Annotated in this window: 20 protein-coding genes; 16 read left to right on the top strand and 4 right to left on the bottom strand. The window is 64.0% G+C overall.

All coding sequences use genetic code 11. The features are described from left to right. Positions 1-133: 133 nt before the first annotated feature. The 13 genes from BN3789_RS03155 to BN3789_RS03095 all read left to right on the top strand — a co-directional run bounded on the left by BN3789_RS03155 (position 134) and on the right by BN3789_RS03095 (position 14,650). Entirely contained in the window at positions 134-1,501 is a 1,368-nt protein-coding gene (locus BN3789_RS03155; RefSeq protein ID WP_202615057.1) for an aldehyde dehydrogenase family protein, read from the top strand. Positions 1,502-1,573: 72 nt separating this feature from the next. Continuing rightward, complete coding sequence (locus BN3789_RS03150) at positions 1,574-2,485, top strand: bifunctional enoyl-CoA hydratase/phosphate acetyltransferase (protein ID WP_066829808.1); 912 nt, start codon at positions 1,574-1,576, stop codon at positions 2,483-2,485. A 9-nt stretch (positions 2,486-2,494) separates the two neighbouring features. Continuing rightward, positions 2,495-3,619 carry a butyrate kinase gene (buk, locus tag BN3789_RS03145; RefSeq protein WP_066829805.1) on the top strand — a complete coding sequence of 375 codons (1,125 nt, stop codon included), beginning with the start codon at positions 2,495-2,497 and terminating at the stop codon, positions 3,617-3,619. A 54-nt stretch (positions 3,620-3,673) separates the two neighbouring features. Then, positions 3,674-5,206 carry a sodium:solute symporter family protein gene (locus BN3789_RS03140; protein WP_066829802.1) on the top strand — a complete coding sequence of 511 codons (1,533 nt, stop codon included), beginning with the start codon at positions 3,674-3,676 and terminating at the stop codon, positions 5,204-5,206. Positions 5,207-5,215: 9 nt separating this feature from the next. Beyond that, positions 5,216-6,013: a tetratricopeptide repeat protein gene (locus tag BN3789_RS03135; RefSeq protein WP_066829799.1), complete on the top strand. Its 798-nt coding sequence runs from the start codon at positions 5,216-5,218 to the stop codon at positions 6,011-6,013. Between the two features lie 27 nt (positions 6,014-6,040). Further along, entirely contained in the window at positions 6,041-6,550 is a 510-nt protein-coding gene (locus tag BN3789_RS03130) for a nitroreductase family protein (protein WP_066829796.1), read from the top strand. Between the two features lie 38 nt (positions 6,551-6,588). Then, on the top strand, positions 6,589-8,493 hold the full coding sequence (locus tag BN3789_RS03125) for an oxidoreductase (protein ID WP_066829793.1): 1,905 nt from the start codon (positions 6,589-6,591) through the stop codon (positions 8,491-8,493). A 99-nt stretch (positions 8,494-8,592) separates the two neighbouring features. Then, entirely contained in the window at positions 8,593-9,084 is a 492-nt protein-coding gene (locus tag BN3789_RS03120; protein WP_066829790.1) for a DUF3237 family protein, read from the top strand. Between the two features lie 314 nt (positions 9,085-9,398). Beyond that, positions 9,399-10,004: a DUF1097 family protein gene (locus tag BN3789_RS03115; RefSeq protein WP_066829787.1), complete on the top strand. Its 606-nt coding sequence runs from the start codon at positions 9,399-9,401 to the stop codon at positions 10,002-10,004. 113 nt (positions 10,005-10,117) lie between these two features. Then, positions 10,118-12,391 carry a pyruvate formate lyase family protein gene (locus BN3789_RS03110; protein ID WP_066829785.1) on the top strand — a complete coding sequence of 758 codons (2,274 nt, stop codon included), beginning with the start codon at positions 10,118-10,120 and terminating at the stop codon, positions 12,389-12,391. 24 nt (positions 12,392-12,415) lie between these two features. Continuing rightward, positions 12,416-12,712 carry a glycine radical domain-containing protein gene (locus tag BN3789_RS03105; protein ID WP_066829782.1) on the top strand — a complete coding sequence of 99 codons (297 nt, stop codon included), beginning with the start codon at positions 12,416-12,418 and terminating at the stop codon, positions 12,710-12,712. A 147-nt stretch (positions 12,713-12,859) separates the two neighbouring features. Further along, positions 12,860-13,831: a glycyl-radical enzyme activating protein gene (locus BN3789_RS03100; RefSeq protein WP_066829779.1), complete on the top strand. Its 972-nt coding sequence runs from the start codon at positions 12,860-12,862 to the stop codon at positions 13,829-13,831. A 45-nt stretch (positions 13,832-13,876) separates the two neighbouring features. After that, the gene (locus BN3789_RS03095) at positions 13,877-14,650 is read left to right on the top strand and encodes a 4Fe-4S dicluster domain-containing protein (RefSeq protein WP_066829776.1); all 774 of its coding nucleotides are present in this window, start codon (positions 13,877-13,879) and stop codon (positions 14,648-14,650) included. Between the two features lie 263 nt (positions 14,651-14,913). Here the strand turns inward: BN3789_RS03095 and BN3789_RS03090 are convergent, their stop codons facing one another. Then, entirely contained in the window at positions 14,914-16,062 is a 1,149-nt protein-coding gene (locus tag BN3789_RS03090; protein WP_066829773.1) for an iron-containing alcohol dehydrogenase, read from the bottom strand. Positions 16,063-16,216: 154 nt separating this feature from the next. Continuing rightward, complete coding sequence (locus BN3789_RS03085; protein ID WP_066829769.1) at positions 16,217-16,876, bottom strand: DUF4125 family protein; 660 nt, start codon at positions 16,874-16,876, stop codon at positions 16,217-16,219. Between the two features lie 608 nt (positions 16,877-17,484). Between BN3789_RS03085 and BN3789_RS03080 the strand changes: the two genes are divergently transcribed. After that, a complete protein-coding gene (locus BN3789_RS03080; protein WP_079989050.1) occupies positions 17,485-18,729 on the top strand; it encodes an MFS transporter in 1,245 nt (414 codons plus the stop codon). A 372-nt stretch (positions 18,730-19,101) separates the two neighbouring features. Here the strand turns inward: BN3789_RS03080 and BN3789_RS03075 are convergent, their stop codons facing one another. After that, the gene (locus tag BN3789_RS03075) at positions 19,102-19,416 is read right to left on the bottom strand and encodes a hypothetical protein (protein WP_066829763.1); all 315 of its coding nucleotides are present in this window, start codon (positions 19,414-19,416) and stop codon (positions 19,102-19,104) included. 265 nt (positions 19,417-19,681) lie between these two features. Here BN3789_RS03075 and BN3789_RS03070 point away from each other — a divergent pair, with 265 nt between their 5' ends. After that, positions 19,682-20,359, top strand: coding sequence for a TIGR00266 family protein (locus BN3789_RS03070; RefSeq protein ID WP_066829760.1), 678 nt, complete (start codon positions 19,682-19,684; stop codon positions 20,357-20,359). A gap of 300 nt (positions 20,360-20,659) precedes the next feature. After that, positions 20,660-21,163 carry a DUF2798 domain-containing protein gene (locus BN3789_RS03065; RefSeq protein WP_066829758.1) on the top strand — a complete coding sequence of 168 codons (504 nt, stop codon included), beginning with the start codon at positions 20,660-20,662 and terminating at the stop codon, positions 21,161-21,163. Between the two features lie 119 nt (positions 21,164-21,282). Here BN3789_RS03065 and BN3789_RS03060 read toward each other — a convergent pair whose 3' ends face one another. Beyond that, positions 21,283-25,707, bottom strand: coding sequence for an acyl-CoA dehydratase activase (locus BN3789_RS03060; protein WP_066829756.1), 4,425 nt, complete (start codon positions 25,705-25,707; stop codon positions 21,283-21,285). Positions 25,708-25,865 lie beyond the last annotated feature (158 nt).

Raw genomic sequence — 25,865 nt, 5'->3', positions numbered from 1 at the left:
GTGATTTGACCGCTCACGGTCGGTGAACGGTCAATGTTCTATTGTTCTTGACTCAAATGTAGGACATTCTACAATGAACGTAGATTTAGGAAAGCGACTCGCTTTCAGTCGGATGCTTCGCGAAGGAGGAGCCATGGATCCCGAGAAGTACGTGGCGGAGTTCATCGAGCGCGCACGCGTGGCGCAAGCCGAGTTTGAGACCTATTCGCAGGAGGAGGTCGACCGCGCGGTCCGCGCGATCGGCAAGGCCGTGTTCGACGCGGCCGAGCCGCTTGCCAAGCTCGCCGTCGAGGAGACCCGTATGGGTCGCTATGAGGACAAGATCGCCAAGAACTCAGGTAAGACCAAGATCACCTGGGACCGTCTCAAGGGAGTGAAATCGCGCGGTATCATCGCACGCCATGAGGACGAGGGCATCGTCGAGGTGGCCAAGCCCATGGGCGTTATCGGCTGCATCCCGCCGACCACGAATCCGACCATGACACCGGCGCATAACGCCATGTGCGCTCTCAAGGGCGGAAACGCCCTGCTCATCAGCCCGCATCCGCGCGCCAAGAAGACGGGCGTGGAGACGGTGCGCATCATGCGCGAGGCGCTCGAGGCCATGGGCGCGCCTGCGGACCTCATCCAGATCATCCCCGATCCCACGCTCGAGATCTCGAGCCTCGTCATGAGCATGTGCGACTGTACGATCGCCACCGGCGGTCCCGGTATGGTCAAGGCAGTGTACTCCTCCGGCAAGCCCGCCTTCGGCGTGGGCGCCGGTAATGTCCAGACCATCGTCGACACCGATGCCGACCTCGAGCTTTCCGCCCAGCAGATCGTGCGCAGCCGTACCTACGACAACGGCGTGCTGTGCACCTGCGAGCAGTGCATCCACGTGCAGGAGGACATCTACGGCGAGATGGTTCGCCTGTTTCAGCAGGAGGGCGCCTTCTATATCAGCGAGCAGGCCGATGTCGACGCGCTGCGCGCCGCGCTGTTCCCCAACGGTGCCATCAACAAGGATGCGGTGGGCGCCTCCCCGCAGTTCATCGGCTCCCTTGCCGGTCTCGATGTGCCCGAGGACGCCAAGCTCCTCATGGTGAAGGTTGACGCCTACGGTGCCGACGAGCTTCTGTGCAAGGAGAAGCTCTGCCCGGTGATGTGCGTCGCCTCCTATGGCACGTGGGAGGAGGGCGTGGCCAACGCCAAGACCAACCTGCTGCACGAGGGTGCGGGTCACTCCGCGATTGTGCGCTCGCACACGGCGGAACACGTCGACTACGCCGGCGAACAGCTCCCGGTGTCGCGTATCGGCGTCAACATGATCGGTTCTTCCGGCCTGGGCGGCGCCTTCGATAACGGGCTCAACCCGACGGCGACCCTCGGGTGCGGTTCCTGGGGCAACAACTCCATCTCGGAGAACCTCTGGTGGCATCACCTGGTGAATATCGCCCGCATCGCCGTGGCCCTGCCCGATGTGCAGGTTCCGAGTGATGAGGAGGTCTGGGGCGAGTAGCCCTGGTAAGGCGACGCGGCGGGACCGGCCCTCTCGGCGGCCCCGCCGCCTGTGCGGGAAAGGAGGCCGCTGATGGTGCATTCGATGGAGGAGCTGCTGACGGCGGCGTGCGAAGGTGAGCCCGGGCGGCTCGCCGTGGCGGTGGCGCAGGATTCCTACGTGCTCGATGCCGTGGTCAAGGCTGCAGATGCAGGCATCGCAGACCCGGTGCTCGTAGGTGATGCCAAGAAAATCGCTCAAATTCTGGAAGAGCTCGGGGCGGACCCGACTACGTATGCGATTGTCGAGGAGCCTGACAAGGCGGAGGCATGCCAGGTCGCCGCGCGCATGGTGCGCGACGGCGATGCCGATTTCATCATGAAGGGCATCGTCGACACCGCGGTCGTCATGCGCGCGATTCTGAACCGCGACAACGGCCTGCGCCTCGGCGGCACGATCAGCCATGACCTCGTGCTCGAGGTGCCCGGCTTCGACCGGCTCTTCCATGTGACGGACGCCGCCATGACCGTCTCGCCCACGCTGGAGCAGAAGGTAGACCTCGTGCGCAACGCCGTCCGGGTCGCCCATGCGCTGGGCAATGCGTGCCCCAAGGTCGCGGCGCTCTGCGCAGTCGAGAAGGTGAACGAGAAGATGCCCTGCACCGTCGAGGCGGCCGAGCTCGCGCGCATGAACGCAGAGGGCGAGATCTCCGGCTGCATCGTGGACGGTCCGCTCCAGTTCGATAACGCCGTGTCCGTCGAGGCGGCGCACCATAAGGGAATCGACTCTCCCGTGGCGGGCGTGGCGGACATCCTGCTCGTGCCCGATATCGAGGCGGGCAACATGCTCGTCAAGGCGGCCGAGTACTTCGGGCGCGCCAAGAAGGCCGGCGTCATCGTGGGCGCTAAGGCCCCGGTGGCCCTGACGAGCCGTGCCAGCTCTGCGGAATCCAAACTCTACACGATTGCGCTCGCGCGTCTCATCGCGCGCGGCCTGGCGGCATAAGGGGGCATCATGCACCGTATCATCGTCTTGAATCCCGGGTCGACGTCCACCAAGGTAGCCGTCTATGACGGGGACGCGCGCGTGTTCCAGCGCACGATTGACCATCCTGCTGACGAGCTCGCCGGCTTCGAGCGCATCGTCGATCAGCTGCCCTATCGGCGCCGGATGATCGCCGAGATGCTCGACGCCGAGGGTATCGACCCCGCGACGGCCGATGCGTTCTCCGCCATCTGCACGGGTCTGCTCGCCATGCCGGGCGGCGTGTTCGAGGTGGGCGACGTCATGTACGAGCACGGCAAGATCGGGCCGGGCTCCAAGCATCCCGGCAACCTGGGCCCGCTTTTGGCGCGCGATTTCGCAAACGAATACGGCGCCCGCGCCTTCGTGGTCGATGCGAGCTCGGTCGATGAGTTTCGCGAGGAGGCGCGCATGACCGGGTTCGTCGAGATCCTGCGCACGAGCCGCGGCCATCCGTTGAACCAACGGGCCGTTGCGCGCCGCTGGGCCGTCGACCATGGGCGCTCCTACGAGGAGGTCAATCTGGTCGTTGCCCATCTGGGCGGCGGCATCTCGGTCACCGCGCACGAGCGCGGCAAGATGGTCGACACCGTCGACTCCACGCGCGGAGAGGGTCGCATGGCGCCCACCCGCAGCGGCACCGCACCGCTCGCCGACGTGATCGAGCTGTGCTATTCAGGAACGCGGACGCGCGAACAGATGATCGAAGAGGTCATGAAGCGCGGCGGTTGGGTCGCGCATCTGGGTACCTCGGACGCGCGCGAGGTCGAGGCTCGCATCGATGATGGGGACGCCTACGCGGAGCTCGTCTACCGCACGACCGCCTATCAGATCGGCAAGGACATCGCCGCGATGGCGAACGTGATGCGCGGAGCGGTGGATGGCATCGTTCTGACCGGCGGTATCGCCTACTCAGAGCGCATGTGCGCGCTCATCTCCGCCCAAGCCGGGTGGATCGCGCCGGTCGATGTGTATCCGGGCGAGTTCGAGATGGAGGCGCTCGCCGCCGGAGCGATCCGCGTGCTCGACGGTATCGAGGAGCCCAAGACCTATACCGGCGAGCCGGTCTTTCCGGGATTCGACAAGCTCTACGAGACCGCTCCCGCGGTGGCATAGGGGGGAGGCGGCTTTAGGGCTGCGTCCCGAGGCGATCGAGGAGGTCGTGTTCGGATGAATATCGGAATCGGGCATATCGTGGGCATCGTCGCGGTGCTTATCCTGATCGCCGCGGTGGGCGCCTGGTCGGGACGCAAGGTCTCGGATGCGTCGGACTTCACGACGGGCGGCGGCCGCGCCGGCACGGCGGTCGTGGCGGGCACGATCATGGGCACGCTCGTGAGCGGCCAGGCGACGGTCGGCACCGCGCAGCTCGCCTTCAGCTACGGGCTCGCTGCGTGGTGGTTCACGCTGGGATCAGGCATCGGATGTTTGATCTTGGGTCTCGCCTATGCTGTGCGCATGCGTGCCACGTCGTCGACGACGCTTGTGGGTGCAGTGGTTGCCGAGTACGGCGAGCGGATCGACTTCGTCGCCTCGATTTTTTCCGCTGTCGGCATCTTCATCTCGGTCATCTCCCAGATGATCTCCGCATCGGCGCTCATCACGACGCTCTTTCCCATGCCGGCACTCGCCGCCGCGCTCATCGCCGGCACCATCATGGCAGTCTATGTCATCTTCGGCGGCGTATGGGGAGCGGGCATCGGCGGAGTGGTGAAGCTGGTTCTGCTGTACGCCTCCTGCATCGTGGGCGCCGGTGTCGTCCTCATGCTGGCGGGCGGACCCGCTGGGGTCCTGGGCGGCGTGACCACGGCGCTCGCCGGCACGGACTTGGGCGCGCTGTCGGGGATCGCCGGCGCGGAGGATATCCCGGGCCGCTTCCTGTCGCTTGTTGCGCGCGGACCGTTCAAGGATTTGGGCTCCGGTCTCTCGCTCGTGCTCGGCGTGATTTCGACCCAGTCCTACGCCTCGGCGATTTGGGCCGCCAAGTCCGATGGGGCGGCGCGCAAGGGAGCTTTGCTCTCGGCTGCGCTCATCCCGCCCATCGGCATCGCCTGCATCCTGATTGGTCTGTTCATGCGCGGCGTATGCGTGACGGCCGACGAGGCGGCTGCGCTCGCGGCGATCGGCCAGGCGGTACCCGAGGGCGTGTTCGTCATCGATTCCACCGCCCAGGTGTTCCCGCAGTTCGTCATCCACTTCCTGCCCCAGCTCGCGGGTGGCATCGCTCTGGGCGCCTTCTTCATCGCGACGGTCGGTGGCGGCTCTGGCCTCTCGCTCGGCGTGGCCACGGTCGTCGTGGAGGACCTTTTGTCCCATATGGTGGACCGTCTGCGCGACCCCATCTTCAAGCTCGTCGTCACGCGCTCGCTCATCGTCATCGTGCTCGTGCTCGCCGGTGCGGCGGCGCTCGCCCTGCCGGGCTCGATGATCAACGACTTCGGATTTTTGTCGATGGGCCTGCGCGGCGCGGTGATCTTCATCCCGTTCACGTTCGCACTATTCGCCCCGGGCAAGATCCACAGCGGCTGGGGCTTGGCGAGCGTGATCATGGGGCCGGTCGCCGTCATCGCAGGCAATCTGATCGGCCTGCCGTTCGACCCGTTGTTTCTGGGTGTAGCCGTCTGCCTTGTCATCATGCTCGTCGGTCTGTATGCCGGGGGCCGTACGCCCGCGCGCACCGGCGCCGTACGAACTCGCAGCTAAGGAGGAGCCATGCTCGATCAAACCTTCTATCAGGAACTTGACGCCCGCTATGCCGCGCACGACGCCGCGGGGGCGGAGACCTATCTGCGCGCCGCGCTCGACGAGGCGTGGTCCGATGAGCGCAACCACGAGGATCGCGCGACGGTCTTGAACGAGCTGCTCGGCCATTACCGCACAGCCGGCGATTTCGAGGCATGCGATTCCGTGCGCAAGGCCCTTCTGCGCGAGCTGCGCGCCCTCGACCTTAAGGACGGCCCCGTGTATGCGACTTTTGCGCTGAACATCGCCAACGCCTGCCGCGCCATGGGGCGGCTCGATGAGGCGGAACGGCTCTTCTTGCAGGTGCGCGACATCTATGCGCGCGAGATCGAGCCCGGCGACTTCCGTCAGGCGAGCCTAGCCAACAACCTGGGGCTCACCTATCGCGCCAAAGGCGACCTCGCCTCTGCGCGGCACTATCTGACCGAGGCGCTCACCATCGCCGAGGCCCTGCCCGATGCGACGGCAGCCGTTGGTGCCACCTGCTCGAATCTGGCGGACCTCGCAATCGAGCAGGGGGATTTGGATGAAGCGCAGGCATTCGCCGACCGCGCGGTCGCGACCTGCTCCGGCGATACGGGAGGTGTGGACCTGTCGGCAGCGCTCGCCGCATCGGCGCGCATCGCCTATCGACGCGGCGATTTCGCGGCGGCGGCGGATTCGTACGGCAAGGCGGCCGATGCTTACCGTCGGGCCTTTGGCGAAGGCGGTGCCTATGCGACCTTGGTGGGGAACCGCGATGCGGCGCTGGCGGCTCAGGCGAATTGATCGGTATCGGCAACAAAGGGGTTTGATATGAACGTAATGGATGCGATCCAGGCCCGCTGGAGCGTGCGCACATATGCCCTGCGCGCGGTGGAGCCGGAGAAAATCGAGGCCATCATGGAGGCGGGCCGCCTGGCGCCGACAGCTTCTAACGAGCAGAAGTGGCGCTTGATCGCCGTCACCGATCCCGAATTGATTGCCCAGATGGTGCCCGCCTGCAAGGACGTGGCCTGGGTGGGGACCGCGCCGCTCATCCTCGTCGCCTGCTCCGAGGGCGACCGCACCATGGTCTGCGGCCAGAGCGCGCGCACCGTGGACTGCACCATCGGCATGAGCTACATGACACTCGAGGCCATCGAGCAGGGCCTGGGTTTCTGTTGGCTCGGCTGGTTCTACCCCGAGAAGGTGTGCGAGGTGCTGAACATCCCCGACGACTTCATGGTGGTCGCCGTCGCCACGGTCGGCTATCCCGCCAGAGAGGGGAAGCGCTCGCCCAAGAAAAGCACCGACGAGGTCATCGTGTACAACCGCATGGCATAGCGCTGTGCGAATAGTTTTATATCCTGTAAGGAGGCATCATGGGATATAGTTTTCTCGAACCGGTGAGGGTGGGCCCGCACACGCTGCGCAACCGCATCACCAAGTCGGCCATGGCCGAGTACATCTGCGCGGGCGACGGGACGGTTTCTGACCGCTACGTCGAGTTCTACCGCACGATTGCCGCGGGCGGGGCATCGCTTGTCGTGCCCGGCATCATCCCGCTGGTGGAGCCACAGGACCCGCCTATCTTCATGGGAACCTTCAACCCCTCGCTTGCAACCGATGAGGCGATCGGGCAGCTCGCCCGCGTGGTCGATGCGGTGCATGGCGAAGGCGCGCTCATCATGTTCCAGATCTGGCACTCCGGTTGCTACGCGACGCCCGACGGATTGAAATCGATGGTCGACGACTTCACGACCGAGGAGCTGCGCGCGCTTGAGGGTCGCTTCGTGGATGCGGCGCGTCGGGCCAAGGCGGCAGGCGCCGATGGCGTCGAGTTCCATATGGCGCACACCTATCTCGCCTCTCAGCTGCTGAGCCCCTTTTTCAACCATCGTACCGACGAGTACGGTTCTGATACCATCGAGAACGCAACACGGTTTGCCAAAAACGTCATCGAGCGCATCGACCGCGAGCTGTGCGACAACACGTTCACCGTGATCGTCAAGCTTCAAGGCTCGGACTGCACAACGGGCGGCATCACGGCGGATCGCGCCGCTGAGGCCGCGGCCATCCTCGAGAAGGCCGGCGCCACTATGTTCACGGTGAACGCGGGCGGCGCGCTCGTGGGCTACCAGTACATGTCGGATAACGGGCACCGTCCGGAGGGCTGGAAGGTCGACTTCGCCGCAGCGGTGAAGGAACGCGTTTCGGTCCCCGTCGCGACCTGCGGCAACATTCGCCATCCCGACTATATGCACGAGCTCATACGCGACGGCAAGGCCGATATCATCGCGCTCGGTCGCGAGCTGTACGCAGACCCCGAGTTCCCCGTCAAGTGCGCGACCGGCCGTGAGGATGAGCTGCGCTACTGCGTGAGCTGCCTGTACTGCTTCACGCCGGTGCCCGAGGATGACTCGATTCCCGGTTGTACCGTGAACCCCTGGTGCCGCTCGGAGCGCGCCCACCCCGAGTTGGTGCACGATGGGGATGGCCGCCGCGTGGCTATCGTCGGTGCGGGCGTGTCCGGTCTCGAGGCGGCGGTCGTGCTCGCTGGGCGCGGTTTCGCGCCGACCGTCTTCGAGCGCAGCACCCATCTGGGCGGCCTGGTCGACCTTGCCGCCAAGCCCCCGCACAAGGAGCGCCTCGCCTGGATCATCGATTATTACGAGCGCCAGCTGCGCCGTCTGGGCGTCGAGGTGCGACTGGGCGTCGAGGCGACCCCTGAGGTCGTGTCGCAGATCAACCCATATGCGGTCTTCGTGGCGACCGGCACCAACGAGGTCGTGCCAGGTCGTATCCCCGGCATCCACGGGCCCAACGTCGTCCGCGTGCGCGACGTGCTCAACCGCAAGGTCCGCTTCTGCGACAAGCGCCTCGCCATTATCGGGGGCGGTATGACGGGCATCGAGACGGCGCACATGCTGGCGTTGGGCGGAAACGAGGTCCATGTAATCGAGATGCTGCCCGAAAAGCCGCTCGGTATCGCCGACAAGCTGTCCTTCGGCGATGCGTTCACCGACGGCGTCCAGATCCACTACGAGCACCAGCTCGTTTTGATCGACGAGGGCGGCATCGACGTCCGCGACCTTGCATCCGACACCGACGTGCGTATGGATTGCGACGCGGTGATCCTGTCGATGGGCATCCGTGCAGACCCTGCGGTCATCGAGGCCTTTGAGGCTGCCTTCGAGCGCGTGGTGCCGGTCGGCGACGCGGCCGCGCTCGGTCGCATCCCGACCAACATCCGCTCCGGCGCCGATGCCGCCTACGCACTCGCGTAGTCCATCAGATGCCCCTGGGCTCCGTCGCGCACCCGATGCCTCCGTGCGCGGCGGCGCCCTTAGGCGATAGACCTACCTGAAATCAAGAAAGGAAGAACCATGTCTTTGTCCCTGAAGAAGCAGTTTGAGGTCCGTCTCGACCTGGTCGCCCCCTCCGAGGTCGTGGGCACCGACTTCGCCGGAGCCGGGAGGCGTATCCTCGTGCCGTGCCCCCAAGGCGAGCTCACCGGCCCCGATTTCCATGGCACCATGATGTGCGCCGGCATCGATCACCAGCTTGTGCGCGACGACGGGGTGACCGAGATCAACGCCTCCTACGGTTTCAAGCTCGATGACGGGCGCGCCGTCTACATCCACGTCGAGGGCATCCGCGCGGTGCCGGACGAGCTGGTGGAGACGGTCAAGGCGGGCGGCGCGGTCGACCCCAAGCAGTTCTACTACGTCACGACGCCCACGTTCGAGGTGTACGACGAGTCGCTCGCCTGGATGACCAAGAAGATCTTCGTGTGCGATGCCGTCCGCCTGCCGGATTGCGTCCTGTTGACCTATTATACGGTCGAGCAGGAAAACGACCATCCGGCGCTCGACTAGGCGAACTATACCGGGCACTCGGGGCGTCAAGGGCGCATACTGCGCCGACGCTTCAGCCCGTCACAAGAGTAAAGCATGCCACGGCTGCCTGCAGACCCCTTTGGGAGGGTTGCAGGCAGTCGTTCTATACGGAACATTCGTGTACATGAATTTGAAACATAGTCTCTGACCTGCGCTTCGACCGTATACCTCACGAATCGTACCGCTCGCCTAAACCCTGCTCCTTAATCGTATGTAGAACATAGAATGAATTACGACGTACAAAGAGGTACGTGCAGGGATCCCGCTCGGAACTCCGCGAGAAAGAGACACCCATGAACAATAAGGGATATATCAATTGGGCGATTTGGATCAGCGTCCTGTCCGGCATCTATTGTTTGGTCTACCTGTATACGGTCGGGACCTTCACGTCCGAGAACGTCCTGCCGGGCTACCAGATCGTCTACGGTACCTTCACGGCGCTCCCCATCTATTTCACGGCGGGTGCCAAGCGTGAGGATTTCTGGCGTTACATCTCCAGCTACCTCGTTGGCCTGCTGTGGTCGATGGTCTACCTGTGGATTATGGACCAGCTCTCCGCCATGGGCGTCGACCCGTGGGTGAACATCGCCCTGATCGTAGCGATCGTCTGCACCGTCGAGTGCGCCCTTCACTTCACGGTTCTGTCCAAGCTTCCGTTTTCCGTCGTGCCCGCCCACTTCGGCGCCATCTCCAACGCGTTTTGGCTGTCGAATCTGACCATCTCCATCTTGGGCCCGGGTGCGACCTCGGTGGGAGGCTTCTACAACTTCGCCGCCTTTCCGATTCTGGCGCTCACGCTCTGCGGCGGCACGCTTCTGGGCCTCATCTGCAACGAGGGCTTGAACTTCATTAACCAGAAGACCGGAAAGTTCCAGCTTCCGAAACCGCAGCAGGATTAATCCTTAGGTAATGTTGACATGCGTGGCCGCAGGCGAGACGAGTGAGCCCGTCCCCGCATGTCTGAAGCTTGCAGGTTGCGACCTGCCAGATCACAAGAAAGAGGAGGAACATCATGGCCGAGGAAACCATCGAGGTCAAGGTCGTCGAGGGAGGCGCCAAGCTCGGTAACGAGCTGCGCGCCGGCACCGTCGCCAAGACGGGCTCCACCAAGCGCACCCAGGAGCTCAACGGCATGCTCCACGCCAACCGTCCCAACCTTGACATCACGCGCGCCCGTGCCTTCACCAAGGTGTATCGCGAGACCGAGGGCTACCCTGCGCTGTACCGCCGCTATAAGGCGTGCGCTGAGGTCTACCGCACCCTGTCCGACACCGTGTACGATTACGAGCAGCTCGTGGGCTGGCCCACCAAGCGCATCCGCGGCGCGAACTTCGCCATCGAGCTCCATGCGCACTGGCTGGTCGACGACCTGCCCAATCTGCGCGACCGCACCTACGATCCGTTCGAAGTCACCGACGAGGACTACAAGGAACTCGAAGAGGACCTGTTGCCGTACTGGAAGGATAAGACGGCTGCGGCCCAGTGGAAGCACTACGTGACTCCCGAGGAGTGGGACCGCGCGCAGTTCGGCGGTGTGTCCGATGTCTCCAATTACATCTGCGCCAACGGCAGCCACTTCATCCCCTCGTGGACCGACGTCATCGCCAACGGTTTCCAGAAGTATTACGAGAAGGCCAAGAAGCTGCTGGCCGAGCTCGACCCCAACGATCCCGCCTCCATCGAGAAGAAGTACTTCTACGAGGGCATCATCGAGGTCTGCGAGGCCATCCACGACTGGGCCGACCGCATGAGCGCCTCGTGCCTGCTCAAGGCCAAAGAAGAGGCCGATCCCGTGCGCAAGAAGGAACTCGAGGAGATGGCCGCGATGATGAAGCGCGTGCCGTGGGGTCCCGCCACCAACTTCCATGATGCCATGGAGACCGCATGGGCCGTCTGCTTCTTCTTGTTCGTCGAGGGTGCCGGTCCGTCCATCACCTGGGGTCGCTTCGACCAGTACATGTACCCTTACTACAAGGCCGACATCGAGGCGGGCACGCTCACCCCGGAGAAGGCGCTCGAGCTGATCGAGGAGATGTACATCAAGGTCACCTCCAACGTGTGGTTCCAGTCCACCCAGATGGCCTACATCTTCGGCGGCTACTACCGCTATCCGCATCTGGACGTGGGAGGTCTAGACGCCAACGGCCGCGACGCCTCCAATGAGCTCTCCTACCTGTGCCTGCGCGCCATGCGCTATTCTCGCACCACGTCGCCGGCCGTCTCGCTGCTGCTGCACCAGAAGACCCCCGATTCGCTGCTGCGCGAGGCCTGCGAGCTCGCCGCCGACGGCATGGGCCATCCAAGCTTCTTCGATGTCGAGACGCTCTACAAGATGCTCGCCACCCGTGGCGCGGGCGCCGGTCGCTCCAACTACTCGCTGCAGGACATCATGAAGTACGGCAGCCCGATCGGCTGCGTCGAGCCCGGCGTGGAGGGCATGCAGTATGGCCATACCGACTCCGGCATCATCAACGTCGCGGGCTGCATCTACGCTGCCGTCACCAACGGCAAGAAGGCCAAGGGCGTGGACGGCACCCACTGCGGCAAGATCGTGACGTTCCCCTCTGGCGAGCCCGAGACGCTCGATACCTACGAGAAGTTCGAGCAGGCGTGCCTCGCCCAGATCGAGTATGCGATCAAGGAGGCCCACTCCAACCTGATCATCGTCGAGAAGCTTCTGGCCGAACAGTTCAACCTGCCCACCTTCACGATGCTGCTCGACGGGGCGCTTGAGCGCGGTGTGGACGCGACCGCAGGTGGCGCCAAGGTCAACATCGGCCCGACCATGCAGATGGTGGGCTTCGCGACCGCCGTCGACTCCATGGTCGCCATCAAGAAGGTCGTCTACGACGACAAGGCTGTGCCGCTGCGCTGCGTGGCCAACGCCATCGAGGCCAACTTCGTGGGCTACGAGGATACCCGTGCCCTGCTGATGGCTGCCCCCAAGTTCGGCAACGACGACGATTACGCCGACGACGTGGCCTGCCGCGTCTGGTCGTTCTTCGGCGACACGACCAACAAGCTCAAGATGTACCGCGGCAACTACTGCGATGCGGCCATCCAGATGGTCCAGTCCAACGTGGGCTACGGCGCGATGACCGGCGCCACCCCCAACGGCCGTCTTGCCGGCGCCCCCATTTCCGATACCATGTCGGCCTCTCAGCAGGCCGACACCCACGGCCCGCTGGCAGCTGCTCGCAGTTACGGCAAGCTGGACTATACGAAGTACAGCAACGGCACGCTGCTGAACATGTGGATCAGCCAGTCTGAAATGATGGAAGTCTAGAGTCCAGCAAGGGAGTGATGTGTTATGCAGACTATTCGCGAGACCGGTCTCGATTTGCCCGAGGCCACCTATCAGATGCCCACCTACAAGGAAGCGGGCATGAATAACTTCGTCAACCTGGTGCGCACCATGCTGAACGATTACGGCGTGTATCACGTCCAGTTCAACACCATCGATAAGGGAACGCTTATCGACGCCAAGGCGCACCCCGAGAACTATCCGACCCTGCTCGTTCGTGTCGCCGGATACAGTGTCTACTGGACCGACATCGCCGAGCGCGTGCAGGACGACATCATCAACCGTACGGAGCATACGTTCTAAATTCGGTTTTGATGAGATGACGTAACCGGTAAGGGCAGTCCACCAGCGGATATGCGGGGGTCGCAGGGAGCATAATCCTGTGGCCCCCGCTGCATGCTGCGGGCGGGCTTTCGTGGGGCGCCGGCATTCGGTGCAAGGAGGTTTTCGATGGCAGAGGGCAACGTCTCGGGGCGAGAAGCGACCGTGTTCGATTTCGGGCATTTTCGCAACACGGACGGAGCGGGTATCCGCACCATGATTTTTTTCAAGGGTTGTCCGTTGCGCTGCAAATGGTGCTCGAACCCCTGGGGGCTTTCGGTCGCCCCGCAGCTCGCCGTGAACCGCGAGCGTTGCGTGGGTTGCGGCGCGTGCGTGCGCGTATGCAAACAGCAGGTGAACTCGATCGGCGAGGACGGCAGGGTCGAGATGGATTGGGAGCGCTGCAGCGCCTGCGGGCTGTGCGTCGCCATATGTCCCGCCAGCTGCCGAAAGATCGCCGGCGAGCGCTATGATGCCCAGGGTTTGTACGAGCAGGTGCGCCGCGATCTCACCTTCACGCGCCGCGGACGCAGCGGTATCACCCTGTCCGGAGGCGAGGTCCTCATGCAGTGGGAGGTTGCCGCCGAGGTCTTGCGCCTGTGCAAGCGCGACTATATCGACACCTGCATCGAGACCTCCGCGTTCGGCCCTTGGGAGCACCTTGAGGCGCTTGCCGCATACTGCGACACAGCGTTCGTCGACCTGAAGCATATGGATTCCGCCCGCCATCGCGAGGTTACTGGCGCACCCAATGAGCTCATCTTGGAGAACATCGAGTGCCTGTGCGCCTATATGGAGCAGCGCGGGCGCCGCGTCATCGTGCGCCATCCGGTGATCCCCGGGTACACCGACGATGAATCCAACGCGGAGGCCATCGCCCGTTTCATGGCGCAGCTGCCCGGAAAGCCCGATCTGAACATCCTGCCCTACCACAACCTCGGCGAGCTCAAATACACCATGATCGGTGAGGAGTGCGAGGTCACGGGCCTCGATATGATGAAGAAGACCGATGAGCGCATCGGGCTGATCGTGGAGGCCTGCGAGCGCCTGGCGCCCCAGGTTCGCGTCACCGTTGGCGGCGAGAACATCCATTGGGATTAGCCGATGCGTCGTGTGGGTCGGTTGCGAGAGGGGAGGACTGCGAATATGGCGGACGGAGAGGTGAAGCGCGCCGTATACGGCAAAGCTCGCGAGCTGGGTGTAAACCTCGTGAGAACCTGCTCTGCGGATGCGTGGGAGGAGCGTCCCGTTCAAGACCCGGAGTTTTGGCCTCGCAACATCTGGCCATGGGCCAGCCGTGTCGTCGTGCTCGGGATGCCGCTTTTCGCGCCCATGATGGCGACCGCGCCTTCGATGGTCTACCAGGAGCTCTACGATACAAGCAACCGGGTGCTCGATGATATTGCGTACCTGCTGTCGAACTATGTGACGACTCTTGGCTATCGGGCGATGTACTTCCCGCGGGACTGCTATTTCAACATCAACGTGCTCGAAGACGACCCTCGAGCCGCTTTTTCGCATGTCCTGGCGGCTTACTATGCCGGCATGGGCACGATTGGCGACTCGCACAACCTCGTCACGACACAGTTCGGTCCCCGGCTGCGTATCGTGTCGATTCTGACCGACGCGCCGATCGAGCCCGATCCCATGTTGGAGCACGACCTCTGCATCCACTGCGAGAAGTGCCTCAGGTCATGTCCGGTGCGCGCCTTCACGCACGCCTTACAGCAGGGGCAAGACGTCTACGACATGGATGCGATAGCCTGCACGAAGTATCACGAGGAGCTCGTCGGGGCACATCACTGGCCATGCGGCATCTGTGCCGCCGTGTGCCCGGTCGGCGAGGATGTGCGACGATATCAGATGGAGCCTATGGTGACGCCGGAGGGAATAGCTCACTGCCAGCGTTTCGGCTCGTGATATCGAGTGCGCGCATGGGGTCTCGCCATGCGCCCGAGTCTGCTTGCACCATGTGCCGGCTGTGCGGAAAAGCTTGGCACAGCCGGCGTTTTTCATAGGTCGTATAGGCCGCAAAGAGCCGCCCGTGCGTTCGACTGTAAGGTCAAGCGCACGGGCGGCTCTGGAGTGGCGCACGGTAATTAGGCAGGCACCGGCGCCGCCGGGCGAGAATGGGGGAGAAAGGTAAAGAGAGGGGTACTGAGCCCGGCTATGATGCTTCGCGCCTACAGGGCTTTGCGGTAGAGTGCGATGACATCCTTGATGGTGGTCTGTCGGGGATTGACGGCGATGTTGCCGCTCGTCATGGCATCGGCGGCCATGGCCTCGATCTTGTCTTCCGTCACGCCGACCTCAGAAAGCGTCGCCGGGATGTCCAGCTGCTTGAGCAGGTGACGAACCTCATCGGCGAGCATTTGCGGGCGGAAGTCGATGACGGGATGTCGATCCTCGCGGATGTAGTTGAAGATGCGCTCGTAGCGGCCGTGGTCGGCGAGCGCGTTGTACTCGACGATCGTGGGAAGCAGGATGGCGTTCGCCATGCCGTGCGCGACGTGGAAAAAGGCGCTTACCGGATGGCTCATGGCGTGCACATCGCCGCAGCGGGCGAAACCGAAGGCGATGCCGGCGAACGTGGAGCCCACCATCATGGCCTCAGCGGCCTCGATGTCGGCGCGGTTGGCCACGAAACGGCGGATGTTGGCACCGATGAGCCCCAGGGCCTTCTCTGCCATCGCGTCGGTGAACGGGTTTGCGTCGAGCGATGTATAGGCCTCCCAGGCATGAATCATGGCATCGATGCCGCAGGCGGCGGCGACGCCCGCTGGGGCGGTCATGATGAGCTCGGGGTCGAGCAGGGCGAATGCGGGCAGAATTTTCGCGCTGTATACGGACAGCTTGTGGTTGCGGGCCTCGTCGGTGATGACGGAGAACGGGGTGACCTCAGAGCCAGTGCCCGCCGTGGTGGGAATGGCGATGAGCGGTTCGATATCGCCGGGAACCTTGCCGGTGCCCTCGTAGGAGGTGATGCTGCCCCCAAAGCGCACGAGCACGCCGACGGCCTTGGCAACATCCATGGGGCTACCGCCGCCGAGAGCGACCAAGCACGCGGCGCCGCTTGCCTTATACGCCTCGGTTGCGGCGTCCACGATCTCGACGGTCGGATTGGGCAGCACGTCGAGATAGGAGGAGACCGTGATGCCGGCATCTTCGAGGATGTCCGAAACGTGCCCGACTGTGCCGATCTTCTCAAGTCCGCGGTCCGAAATCAAGAACGCATGCTTCGATCCGAGTTCCTTGACCAGCTCGGGCAAGCGTTGCAGGCTGCCGGTGCCGAAGACGATATTTTGCGGAATCCCAAATCGGAAATCCTTCATGTGTGCCTCCCTCATTCGTGTTCTACAAGAGTTGTTGGAATGTAGAACATAATATGAATTACGTCCATCTTACGACCAGTGAGAAAGAAGTCAATGGCTTGTTGCGGTTTTAGCGCGAATGCACCCGAGCGGTATCGGTTTGCCGGTGTACGGTCTATAAGACGTGCTGGCCGTCCAAGCCCCGGTCCCCCATGCTCCCCGTGGCGAGTGCCCGCTCTACATCATCCAGACTTTGGTAGCCGTAGGCATGAACCTGAGCTACGGCGATCAGTTCCTGAAGGTTTCTGCCCTCCTGTGCTGCGGTGCGGTATGTGGCGAGCAGGGAGGTGAGCGTGCGAAGTGAGTACGTCGACATCTCTCCGCGGGCATAGGTCTCGACGGAGGTCTTGTCTGGCGTGTCGTCACGGGTATGCAGCACCCGTCCCCGCCCCATATAGAGCGGGTAGTGCTGGGCAAGCTCATCTGCCCAGCGGACCGTGAGGCCTACCAGCTCTTCGACCGCCTCGTGCGTTTCATTTGGGACGGGTGGCAGCATGGTGGCGAGTGAGGCAAACTCGTCCGGATGCGTCGATTCCATCATGCGCGCGTACTTGATGGTGACGGGATTCATGCCGCGCGCCCGGTAGTCGGCCAAATCGTCCAGCCAGCTCTCAAGTGCCTGTCTGTCCCAGCAGGTGTATTGCGCGCGGCGCATCGTCGAGAATGTGCGGGGCATCGATTGGCAGCTTGCAGGGCCTCCGACGTTATTCACCTCTTGGAAGAACTCCCATTCCCGGGCGGTGATCGTATCGATAAGGTTGTCTCGGCTGCACACGACTTTCTCCAACCGCGAATATAACCAACTGAAATGTTCTATATTCTACAACAAAGCGAGAGGCACGATGTGGGAAGAAGGCGGCGCAGTCGGGTTTTCTGATTGGGTTCGTAAAGGCCTCTAAACGCGATGCGGCGCACATCTCATGGGAAATGAGAGCCTGAAAACCACGAGTGCACCTTTGGCATGTGCCTTGCGGTAACGAAGATGCCAAAGGTGCACCAACGATTGCGGGGGAGGGACCGCAAGAAATATTGAGACCGCTGGGGACGGCTAAGGGGCCGCTACAGGCGGGCGACACCCGTCTCGCGGACAGCGGCGGCCACGGCGGTGGCGACCGCGCCTTTCACGCACGGACTGAACGCTTCGGGAATGAGGACAATGGAGTATTCTGAGGGAAGCGCTGGCCAATTCATTCCGCGCCGGACGTCCCCGTGCCGGACGCCTGCGGGCTTAAGGCTGCGTCGGCGCAGCTCAACTGCGCCTTCCCCGCCTTCGTGCTCATCTGCCTCATCGCGGTGGCACGGCGCGTGAAAGCGATCGGTCGGTGGTGCTCTCATCGAGGGCTCTTTATCTCTACAGGCTATAGGTTGCAGGTGGTCGGCGTTATGGAACAGGGGAGCACGCAGGAACGGGAAGACGGGGAGTCCGTCTCGGATCGATTGGGCGCGCGGCAGCTGCGCATCGTGGCCACGCTCGGATTCTGCGGGCTCGTGTCGGCGGCGGACAACTGGTTCGTCTCGCCCGCCCTCCCGGCGATCGCGCAGACGCTCGCTGTGGCGCCGGCCGCCGCGGCGGTCGTGCTGACCGCGTATCTTGTTCCCTACGGCGCCCTGCAGCCGGTCTGCGGCGCGCTGGGCGACACCGTGGGGCGCCTGAGGCTGCTGCGCATCATCGTGCTCGGCCTTTGCGTGGGGACGCTGCTGTGCGCGGCGGTCCCAAGTCTGCCGGCGCTGGTGCTTGCGCGCATCCTGACCGGCTGTTTCGCTGCCGGCATCATATCGGTGTCTCAGGCGTTCGTGGGGGATGTGGTAGGTCAGCGAAACCGTGCGGGGGCGGTCGGCATCCTCATGGGGATCACGTTTACCGGGCAGGGGCTGTCTGCCGGTCTCGGCGGCATCCTGACGGATGCGGTGGGCTGGCGCGCCGCGTTCGTCTCGTTCGGCCTGCTCGCCGCCCTCGCCTGGCTGCTGTTGTTCACGCTGCGCGAGCCTGCGCCGCGGCATCGCGATGGCATCGAGGCCGCCGCTCATGCGGGCGTGCGGGAGCGCCCCGTGCTCGGATTCATGTGGGCGGCGCTTCGCCTGTTTTTCGGTCCGCACCGCGCGGTCTTTCTTCTCGCCTGCACGACGGGCGTTCTGTTTTTGGGCGTGTACGGCCTGATGGGGACGTTTCTGAACGAGGTGTGCGGGCTTTCCTCCACGCAATCCGGCCTGGTCATGATGATGTACGGCGTGTTCTGCCTCGTGGGAGGCGCCTGCTCGGGTGCGCTGGGTGCGCGCAAGGGGCTGCCGGGCGTGATCGCGGTGGGGGAGGCCTCCGGTATCGCGGCGGCCGTGCTGCTTGCGGCATCCGCCGTCACGGCGTCGTGGGTGCCGGCGCTGGGTGCTGCCGGCTGCCTGGGTCTGGGCTACATCCTCGTGCAGCCGACGCTCGTGACCCTATCCATGGACGCCGACCCCGATCAAGCGGGGTTGTGTACGGGGCTGATCGGATTTGGCGTGTTCGTGGGAGGCGGCATCGGGTCCGCGGTCGGCAGCATGGTGCTCGCCGCGGGCGGGTATCCCGTGCTGTGGGGTGTCGCGGCCCTCGCCCTGCTCGCCCAGCGCTTGGTGAGCTCGCGCGTGCTCTAGGGAAGCGCCGACCAGCGGTACCGCCCTTCCCTCAATTGCGTCGGAGAGTCCATATGCCGCACTCCGTGGGAAAGTGGCTAGAAATTTCTGTTTTGCTGTCGCCGAGCCGGGATGGAGGGGTCGGGAGCCCGTCGCCGGCATCGATTTCTCCCCGGCAACGTCCGATTCGGGGGTCTGGTGGATCGGAAACCGACTTCCCAAATGGTCAATACAGCCAAGACGGCTCCTCCGGACATCTCGGCCGCGCCCGGCTGACAGCAAAACAGAAATTTCTAGCCACTTACGCCCGGAGAGGGGCGCGGCCGGGGCGGCATCCGACGCGGGGAGCTGCGGCCGGCATCGCTCATGTAGGCTTTTCGACTCTCAGCGAGATTATTTCTTGCCGAACAGGCTGCCCAGCCCCTCGGCGATTCCTGACAGCGGGGAGTTCTCGAGCATGCCGCCCAGATTGCCGGCGATGCCGCTCAGATCGAGATTGCCCAAATCGAGCCCCTCGGGGAGCTGGAAGTCCCCGCCCATGACGGTCTCCTTGATCTGGTCGACGACGCCTGCGAGGTCGGCGCCTTCGAGCTTGTTGCCCGTAATGCCCTCGATGGCCGCCGCAGGGTCGGCGATGAAATCCTTGATGGCTTCGGGGCTGTTGCCCAAAGCTCCCATAACCTGATCGGCGATAGCCTTGATATCCATGATGTTCCTTTCGGTTGGCAACGGAGGTGCTGGCACGCCCACTATATCGGGTTCGATCGGCTGTGCGTACCCTCCCAACCACATATTGAACATCGGAGGTTCATGGCCGGCACTGGCTGTGCGAAAGGCAACGTTGGAGCGATATGAATATATAAATAACGAAAAGAAGAACTACGACAATATGAAATAGTGTACTAATAGTCTATACTAGCAAAACAAAATATGAACTGAATAGCAGTTCATAGTGTTATTGCGGAGGTGGACGATGCAGTACGAGATCGTGAGCAAGGCATATCCGGTGGTCGTGTGCCATCTGGGGCCGGGAGAGCAGATGAAGACCGAGCGCGGGTCCATGGTGTGGATGGATTCGTGGATCGATATGGCCACCAAGACCGGAGATATCGGCGGCGTGTTCGAGCGCGTGCTGACCGGCGAGAGCATCTTCCAAAACGTGTATACCGCCACACGGCCGGGCAAGGTGGCCTTTGGATCCAGTTTTCCCGGTCGCATCGTCCCCATCGCCATCGCGCCCGGACGCGAGTTCATCGTGCAGAAGATGGGCTTTCTCGCATCGGAGATGGGCGTCGAGCTGTCCATGCATGTGAACCAGCGCATCGGCGGAGGCTTCTTTGGCGGCGAGGGGTTCATCATGCAGCGCCTATCGGGGTGCGGCACGGCGTTCATCGAGGTCGACGGCGATCTTGTGAGCTATGAGCTTGCTGCCGGCGAGCAGCTTGTCGTCAACACGGGCAACGTGCTGGGGTTCACGGCGGGCGTGACGCTCGACATCCAGGCGGTCAGGGGCGGAATGAATCTAGTGTTCGGAGGCGAGGGCGTGTTCAACACGGTGCTTACGGGTCCGGGGACCGTGTGGCTGCAGACCATGCCCATGGCGAGCCTGGTCGATGCGATCCTGCCGAGCCTAAAGGCCAACAAGCGCTAGATCAATGCAAATTGGGGGACGTACCTTCAGCGTGCACTCTGCGCATGGGGGATGTATTCTCTACATGTAGAAATACATGTAGAAGATATATTTCCCACACGCAACAGTGCACGCCGAAGGTACGTCCCCCGATTTGCACAATCAAAACACTTACGCGATCGGTAAAAACTTGGTAGGGTGGGTACCACAGCTGCCCCATAGAACATACGTAAAGCTGGCGTGCCCGCGCGAATCGGTACGCCGGCTTTTTTTCATGCCGGTCAGCTGCGGTATATCCGTCGAGAAAGGAAACGCCTACACATGCCAACCAACAAACGAGAAAGTCTGATCTTCACCATCATCATGTGCTTCTGCATGGTGCTCTGGATGTCGGTCTACAACGTCGCCCGCGTCCACGGCTGGGACTTTGGGCCCGGCACGGTGGCGAGCGCCTGGCTGGGCTTCCCGCTTGCGTATCTGGTCGCGATGCTGCTCGATGTCCTCATCGCCAGCCGCTTTGCCAAGTGGTTCGTCTTCAAGTTCCTGGTGACGCCGGGCGTGAGCTCGCCTCGCGCGATCACGCTGGCCATCAGCGGCATGATGGTGGTTCCCATGGTCCTGCTCATGTCGCTCTACGGCGCCCTCGAGGCGTTTTTCCACGTGGGCAACCCCGCGATGATCCTGTCCGCATGGGTCTCGAACATCCCGTGGAACTTCATCGCCGCGCTGCCGTGGAACCTGCTTGTTGCGGGATCCGTCGCGCGCCGGCTGTTTCGCCGTGCGTTTCCCGAGGGCACGGTGTTGGCGGAGCCTCAGGCGTCCTAAGAGAAGCACCGATCGATTCACGCGGCGCCCGCCCGCTTCTCGTCCAAAACCCCGTCGCGCACAGCGCGAGGGCGTCGGGCGAGAAGCGGGCGGGCTTTTGCCGCAAGGGGCAGATGGGGCTACCCTTGTGCGCGGGCCTCCATGATGAGCATCTGGAGGCGGTTCTCGATGTTCGCCTGGCTCGTGTCGGGATCGTAGTCGAGCGGCAGGATCGAGACGTCGGGATAGCGCTCCTTCAGGCTCTTGACGATACCGCGCCCCACGATGTGGTTGGGCAGGCACCCGAACGGCTGCAAGATGATGAACGCGCGGCATCCCCGCTCGGCATGGTGCAGGATCTCCGCGGGGATGAGCACGCCCTCGCCCGCGTCGAACGTGTGATGGACGATGTCGTCGCTCGCGCGGACCAGCTCCGGCATGCGCTCGGGCGGCTCGTAGAGCGGGTGCTTGCAGGCGATGCGGTCGGCCGCGCTCTGGGCGAATTCGAACACGTCGTCGGACAGCGCCCATTCCGCCTTCTGCGCGAACGGCTTGTGGATGCCGTATTCGCGCACCTGAGCGTGCTTGTAGAAATACGTCTTGCGGATGACATCGGTCATGCGCGCCTCGATGACCTCGAAGCCGTTGCGCTCCAGGTACAGCTCGATGTCGCGGTTGGCGCCCGGATGGAAGTTGAGCAGGTATTCGCCGACGATCAGCACGGTCGGACGCGGATGGGAGCGGTCGATCTCCACCTCCGACATCACCTGGATGCCGCGGCGGAAGCCGGCGAGCCCTCCGCGCACGCCGCGCCGTTTGATGCCCTCCATCACGTGGTCGAGCGCGATCTCGAAGGCGCGATCGGACGCGCCGGGCTCCTTCTCATAGGGGCGCATCTTGCGCAGCAGCTCTTCGAGCGCGTCGATCATCGGCAGGCCGTGCGCGATGCGAAGCGCGGTGGCGGGGCTCATCTTGATGCCCGGGTGCAGGTTGTGGTCGTCGGCGGTATCGTTGGTGACGATGGGAATCTGCGCGAAGCCGGCGTCGTCGAGCGCCTTGCGCAGCAGGGCCGAATAGTGCGTAAGGCGGCAGTCGCCCACGTACTTGGCCATCATGACCGCGGTATGGTCCAGGTCGTAGCGCCCGCTCATGAGCGCGTCGAGCACCTCGCCGATCACGATCTGCGCGGGGAAGCAGATGTCGTTGTGCACGTAGCGCTTGCCCAGGCGGATGGCGTTCTCGCGGCCGAGGTCCAGCGAAGCCGTCTTCAGGCCCTGCTTGGCGAATGCGGCGGCCATGAGGCGCGAGAACGCATGCGAGGTGTTGGGCACGAGTACGGTATAGGTGTCGCGCTCCTCGCGGGTGAACTTGACGGGATACGGATCGGGAAGCTCGCGCACCTCATCCATATCGGCATCGCCGCGGGCGCGGCGGATGCGCGTCGTCTCCAGGAAGGAGCGGACGCGGATGCGCAGGGCGCCCTCGGCCGCGCTCTCATCGACTTTGAGCAGCAGGGGCCGTTTGGCCGAGACCTCGTGCATGAGGCGCGCCGCCTCGTCTGCCAGGTAGGCGTCATGGCCGCAGCCGAAGCTCGCGATCTGCGCGAACTCGAGGCAGTCGGTGCGCGCGGCGATGAGCGCGCACGACAGGATGCGCGCATGGTAGTTGTTGGCGATGTCCAGACGGCTTCGCGTGAGGTCGACCTCGCGCATGCCGGGAACGGAATCCGCGGTGAGCACGGGGACGCCCTGCTCGATGAACATGCCCGGCAGGTTGTGGTTGACCAGCGGGTCGGTTTGGTAGGGGCGCGCCGCCAGGACCACGCAGGTGCCGCCGCGCTCCTGAACCTGCTCGAGCACCTCCGCGCCGCGCGCCTCGAGCTCATCGGAGAACGCCGCCTGCGCGCGGTCGGCTTCCGCCAGGGCCTCGTGCGTCGCCTCGGCGGGGATATTGAAGGTCGAGGCGAGGTACTGCACGAGCTGGTGCTCGCGGTCCTCGGCGGTGTACCAGTGGAACAGCGGGGAGTCGAAGGGGATGTCGAAGCGCTTGGCGGGGTTATCCGAGGAACGGATGACCATGGGGTAGCCCTTGACCACCGCGCACATGGACTCGGCGGTCTCGGCGGTGCCCTCGGGCGCCACCGTGGTGATGATGGGCATGAAGATGCGGTTGACGTGCTTGTCCGCAAGGTCGCGGATGTGCCCGTGCACGAGCTTCGCCGGGAAGCAGATGGTGTCGGAGCTCACGGCGGAAAGGCCGCGCTCGTACATCTTGTGCGAGCTCATGGCGGAGAGCACGACGGTGAAGCCGAGCGATTCGAGAAGCGCGGTCCAGAAGGGCGCCGAGTCCCAGATGGCGAGCACGCGCGGGATGCCGATGCGGATGCCGTTGTCGGGAAGGATCTGCTTGTGGTCGCGCTTGGCGAACAGCAGCCGCGTGCGCTCCTCGAACAGGTTGGGGACGTTCGAGATGGCCGCCGCGGCCTGCTTGGCGCGCTCGCGCACGGCGTGGTCGTGGGGGTCGCCGATGACCTCGCCGCGCGAGCAGCGGTTTCCGGTCACGTAGCGGTCTCCCGTCGAGAAGCTGATGATGGTGCGGTTGCAGTGGTTTCCGCAGAACGGGCAGGTCACGTTGCCCTCGCGCGTGAAGGTGAGGTCGCGGACGGCATCGAACCCGATGAAGGACGAGACCGGCTCCTCGGCCGCATCGCCCCGGGCGCCCTCGAGCTGCTCCTTGGCGAGCAGCGCGGCGCCGATCGCGCCCATCAGTCCGGGATAGGGGCTGCGCGTGACCTCGCGGCCGACGTACTGCTCGAAAGCGCGCAGCACGGCGTCGTTCGCGAACGTGCCACCCTGAACCACGATGTGCTCGCCCAGCGCATCCATGTTCGGCACGCGGACGACCTTGGTGAAGACGTTCTCGATGATGGAGCGGCACAGGCCGGCCATGATGTCGGCGGGCGTCTTGCCGTCGCGCTGCTCGGAGATCACGCTGCTCGTCATGAACACCGTGCACCGGCTTCCGAGCGCCGCGGGGCTGGTGGACGAGAAGGCCGTCGACGCGATGTCCTTGACCGGGATCTTGAGCGAGCGCGCGAAGTTCTCGAGGAACGAGCCGCAGCCCGACGAGCACGCCTCGTTGACGATGACGTCGGTGATGACGCCGCGGTCGACCCACATCGCCTTCATGTCCTGGCCGCCGATGTCCAGGATGAACGTCGCGTCGGGGCAGTAGGCGAGGGCCGCGCGGGCGTGCGCGACCGTCTCGACGGTGTGGTAGTCCGCGCCGAAAGCGCGCGCGAACATCTGCTCGCCGTAGCCGGTGGTGCCCAGCGCGCGCACCTCGAGCGTCACGCCGCAGGCAGCGTAGCGGTCGCGAAGCTCGTTGATGGCCTCGCGGGCGACATCGATGGGCTCTCCCTGGTTCGAGGCGTAGAACGAGTCGATGGGCGTGCCGGATTCGTCGAGCAGCACGAGCTTGGTGGTCGTGCTGCCGGCGTCGATGCCCATATAGACCGGCAGCACGCCGCCGCCGATGAGCCGGGGCGGCTCGATGGGCTTGAGAGCGCAGCGCTCCTCGAACGCACGGCGCTCCTCGTCGGATGAGAAGAACGGCGGAACCGCGGCATGGTGGCGCAGGGGGTGCTCGGCCATCCCGTCGAGGGAGGCCGCGACCTCCTCGAGTTCGCGCGGCAGCCCCGCATCCTTCTCGTTTCCGCTGCGTGCGAGCCAAAGCGCCGCGCCGCGCGCCACGATCGTCTCGGAATGCTCGGGGATGATGACCTGGTCGGGATCGAGCCCCAGGCGCTCGGCGAACACGCGCACGAGGGTGCGGTTGAACGTGAGCGGGCCGCCCTGGAACACCACGGGCGGATCGATATCCAGGCCCTGGGCGAGTCCGCCGACCGTCTGCTTGACCAGGGCGTGGAACGTCGACAGGGCGATGTCCTCCTTGGCGACGCCCTGGTTGAGCAGCGGCTGGATGTCGGTCTTTGCGAAGACGCCGCATCGGCCCGAGATCTCGTAGACCGTAGTGCCGCGGGAGGCGAGGGACTCGAACTGCTCGGTGGCGACGCCCAGCACCGAGGCGATCTCATCGATGAACGCGCCCGTGCCGCCCGCGCACGTCCCGTTCATGCGCATGTCGTCCACGCGCGACGTGCCGTGATAGGGGTCGGTCTTGAAGAAGATCATCTTGGCGTCCTGGCCGCCGAGCTCGATGACGGTGCGCGCCTGCGGGTACAGGGTCTGCACGGCGTTGGCGCCGGCGACGACCTCTTGGACGAAGGGGGCGCCGCACGCCTCGGCGATGGGGGCCGAGCCCGATCCCGTGACCGCCAGCAGAAACCTCCTGCCCGGAATCTCGCGTGCGACCGCGCGCAACGCAGATGCGGCGCACGCGGCTTGATGGGCGTGATGGCGCTCGTAGCTCGTGTAGAGCACTTCGTGCGTGGTCGGATCGACGACGACCGCTTTGACCGTGGTCGATCCGATATCCAGGCCGAGCAGTAGGGCCTCGGACGCGCAGGCGTTCTTGTGAGAAGAGCAGATAGGGGACTGGGGCATACGGACGAAACCTTCAATAATCTGTTGAGAATCGATGGGACAGAAAAATGCTACCCAATTGCGCTTGAAATGAAAGGGGGTCCAGCAAAACTACTTAGGTACAGTACAATCTCGTGGGGAAACCGTCGGACGCCTGTCTTGCGCCCAGCGGAGGGCGG

Origin of the sequence: Collinsella ihumii, from assembly GCF_900046475.1 — a bacterium.
Lineage (GTDB): Bacteria > Actinomycetota > Coriobacteriia > Coriobacteriales > Coriobacteriaceae > Collinsella > Collinsella ihumii.
This window is presented reverse-complemented; position numbering and strand designations above follow the sequence as displayed.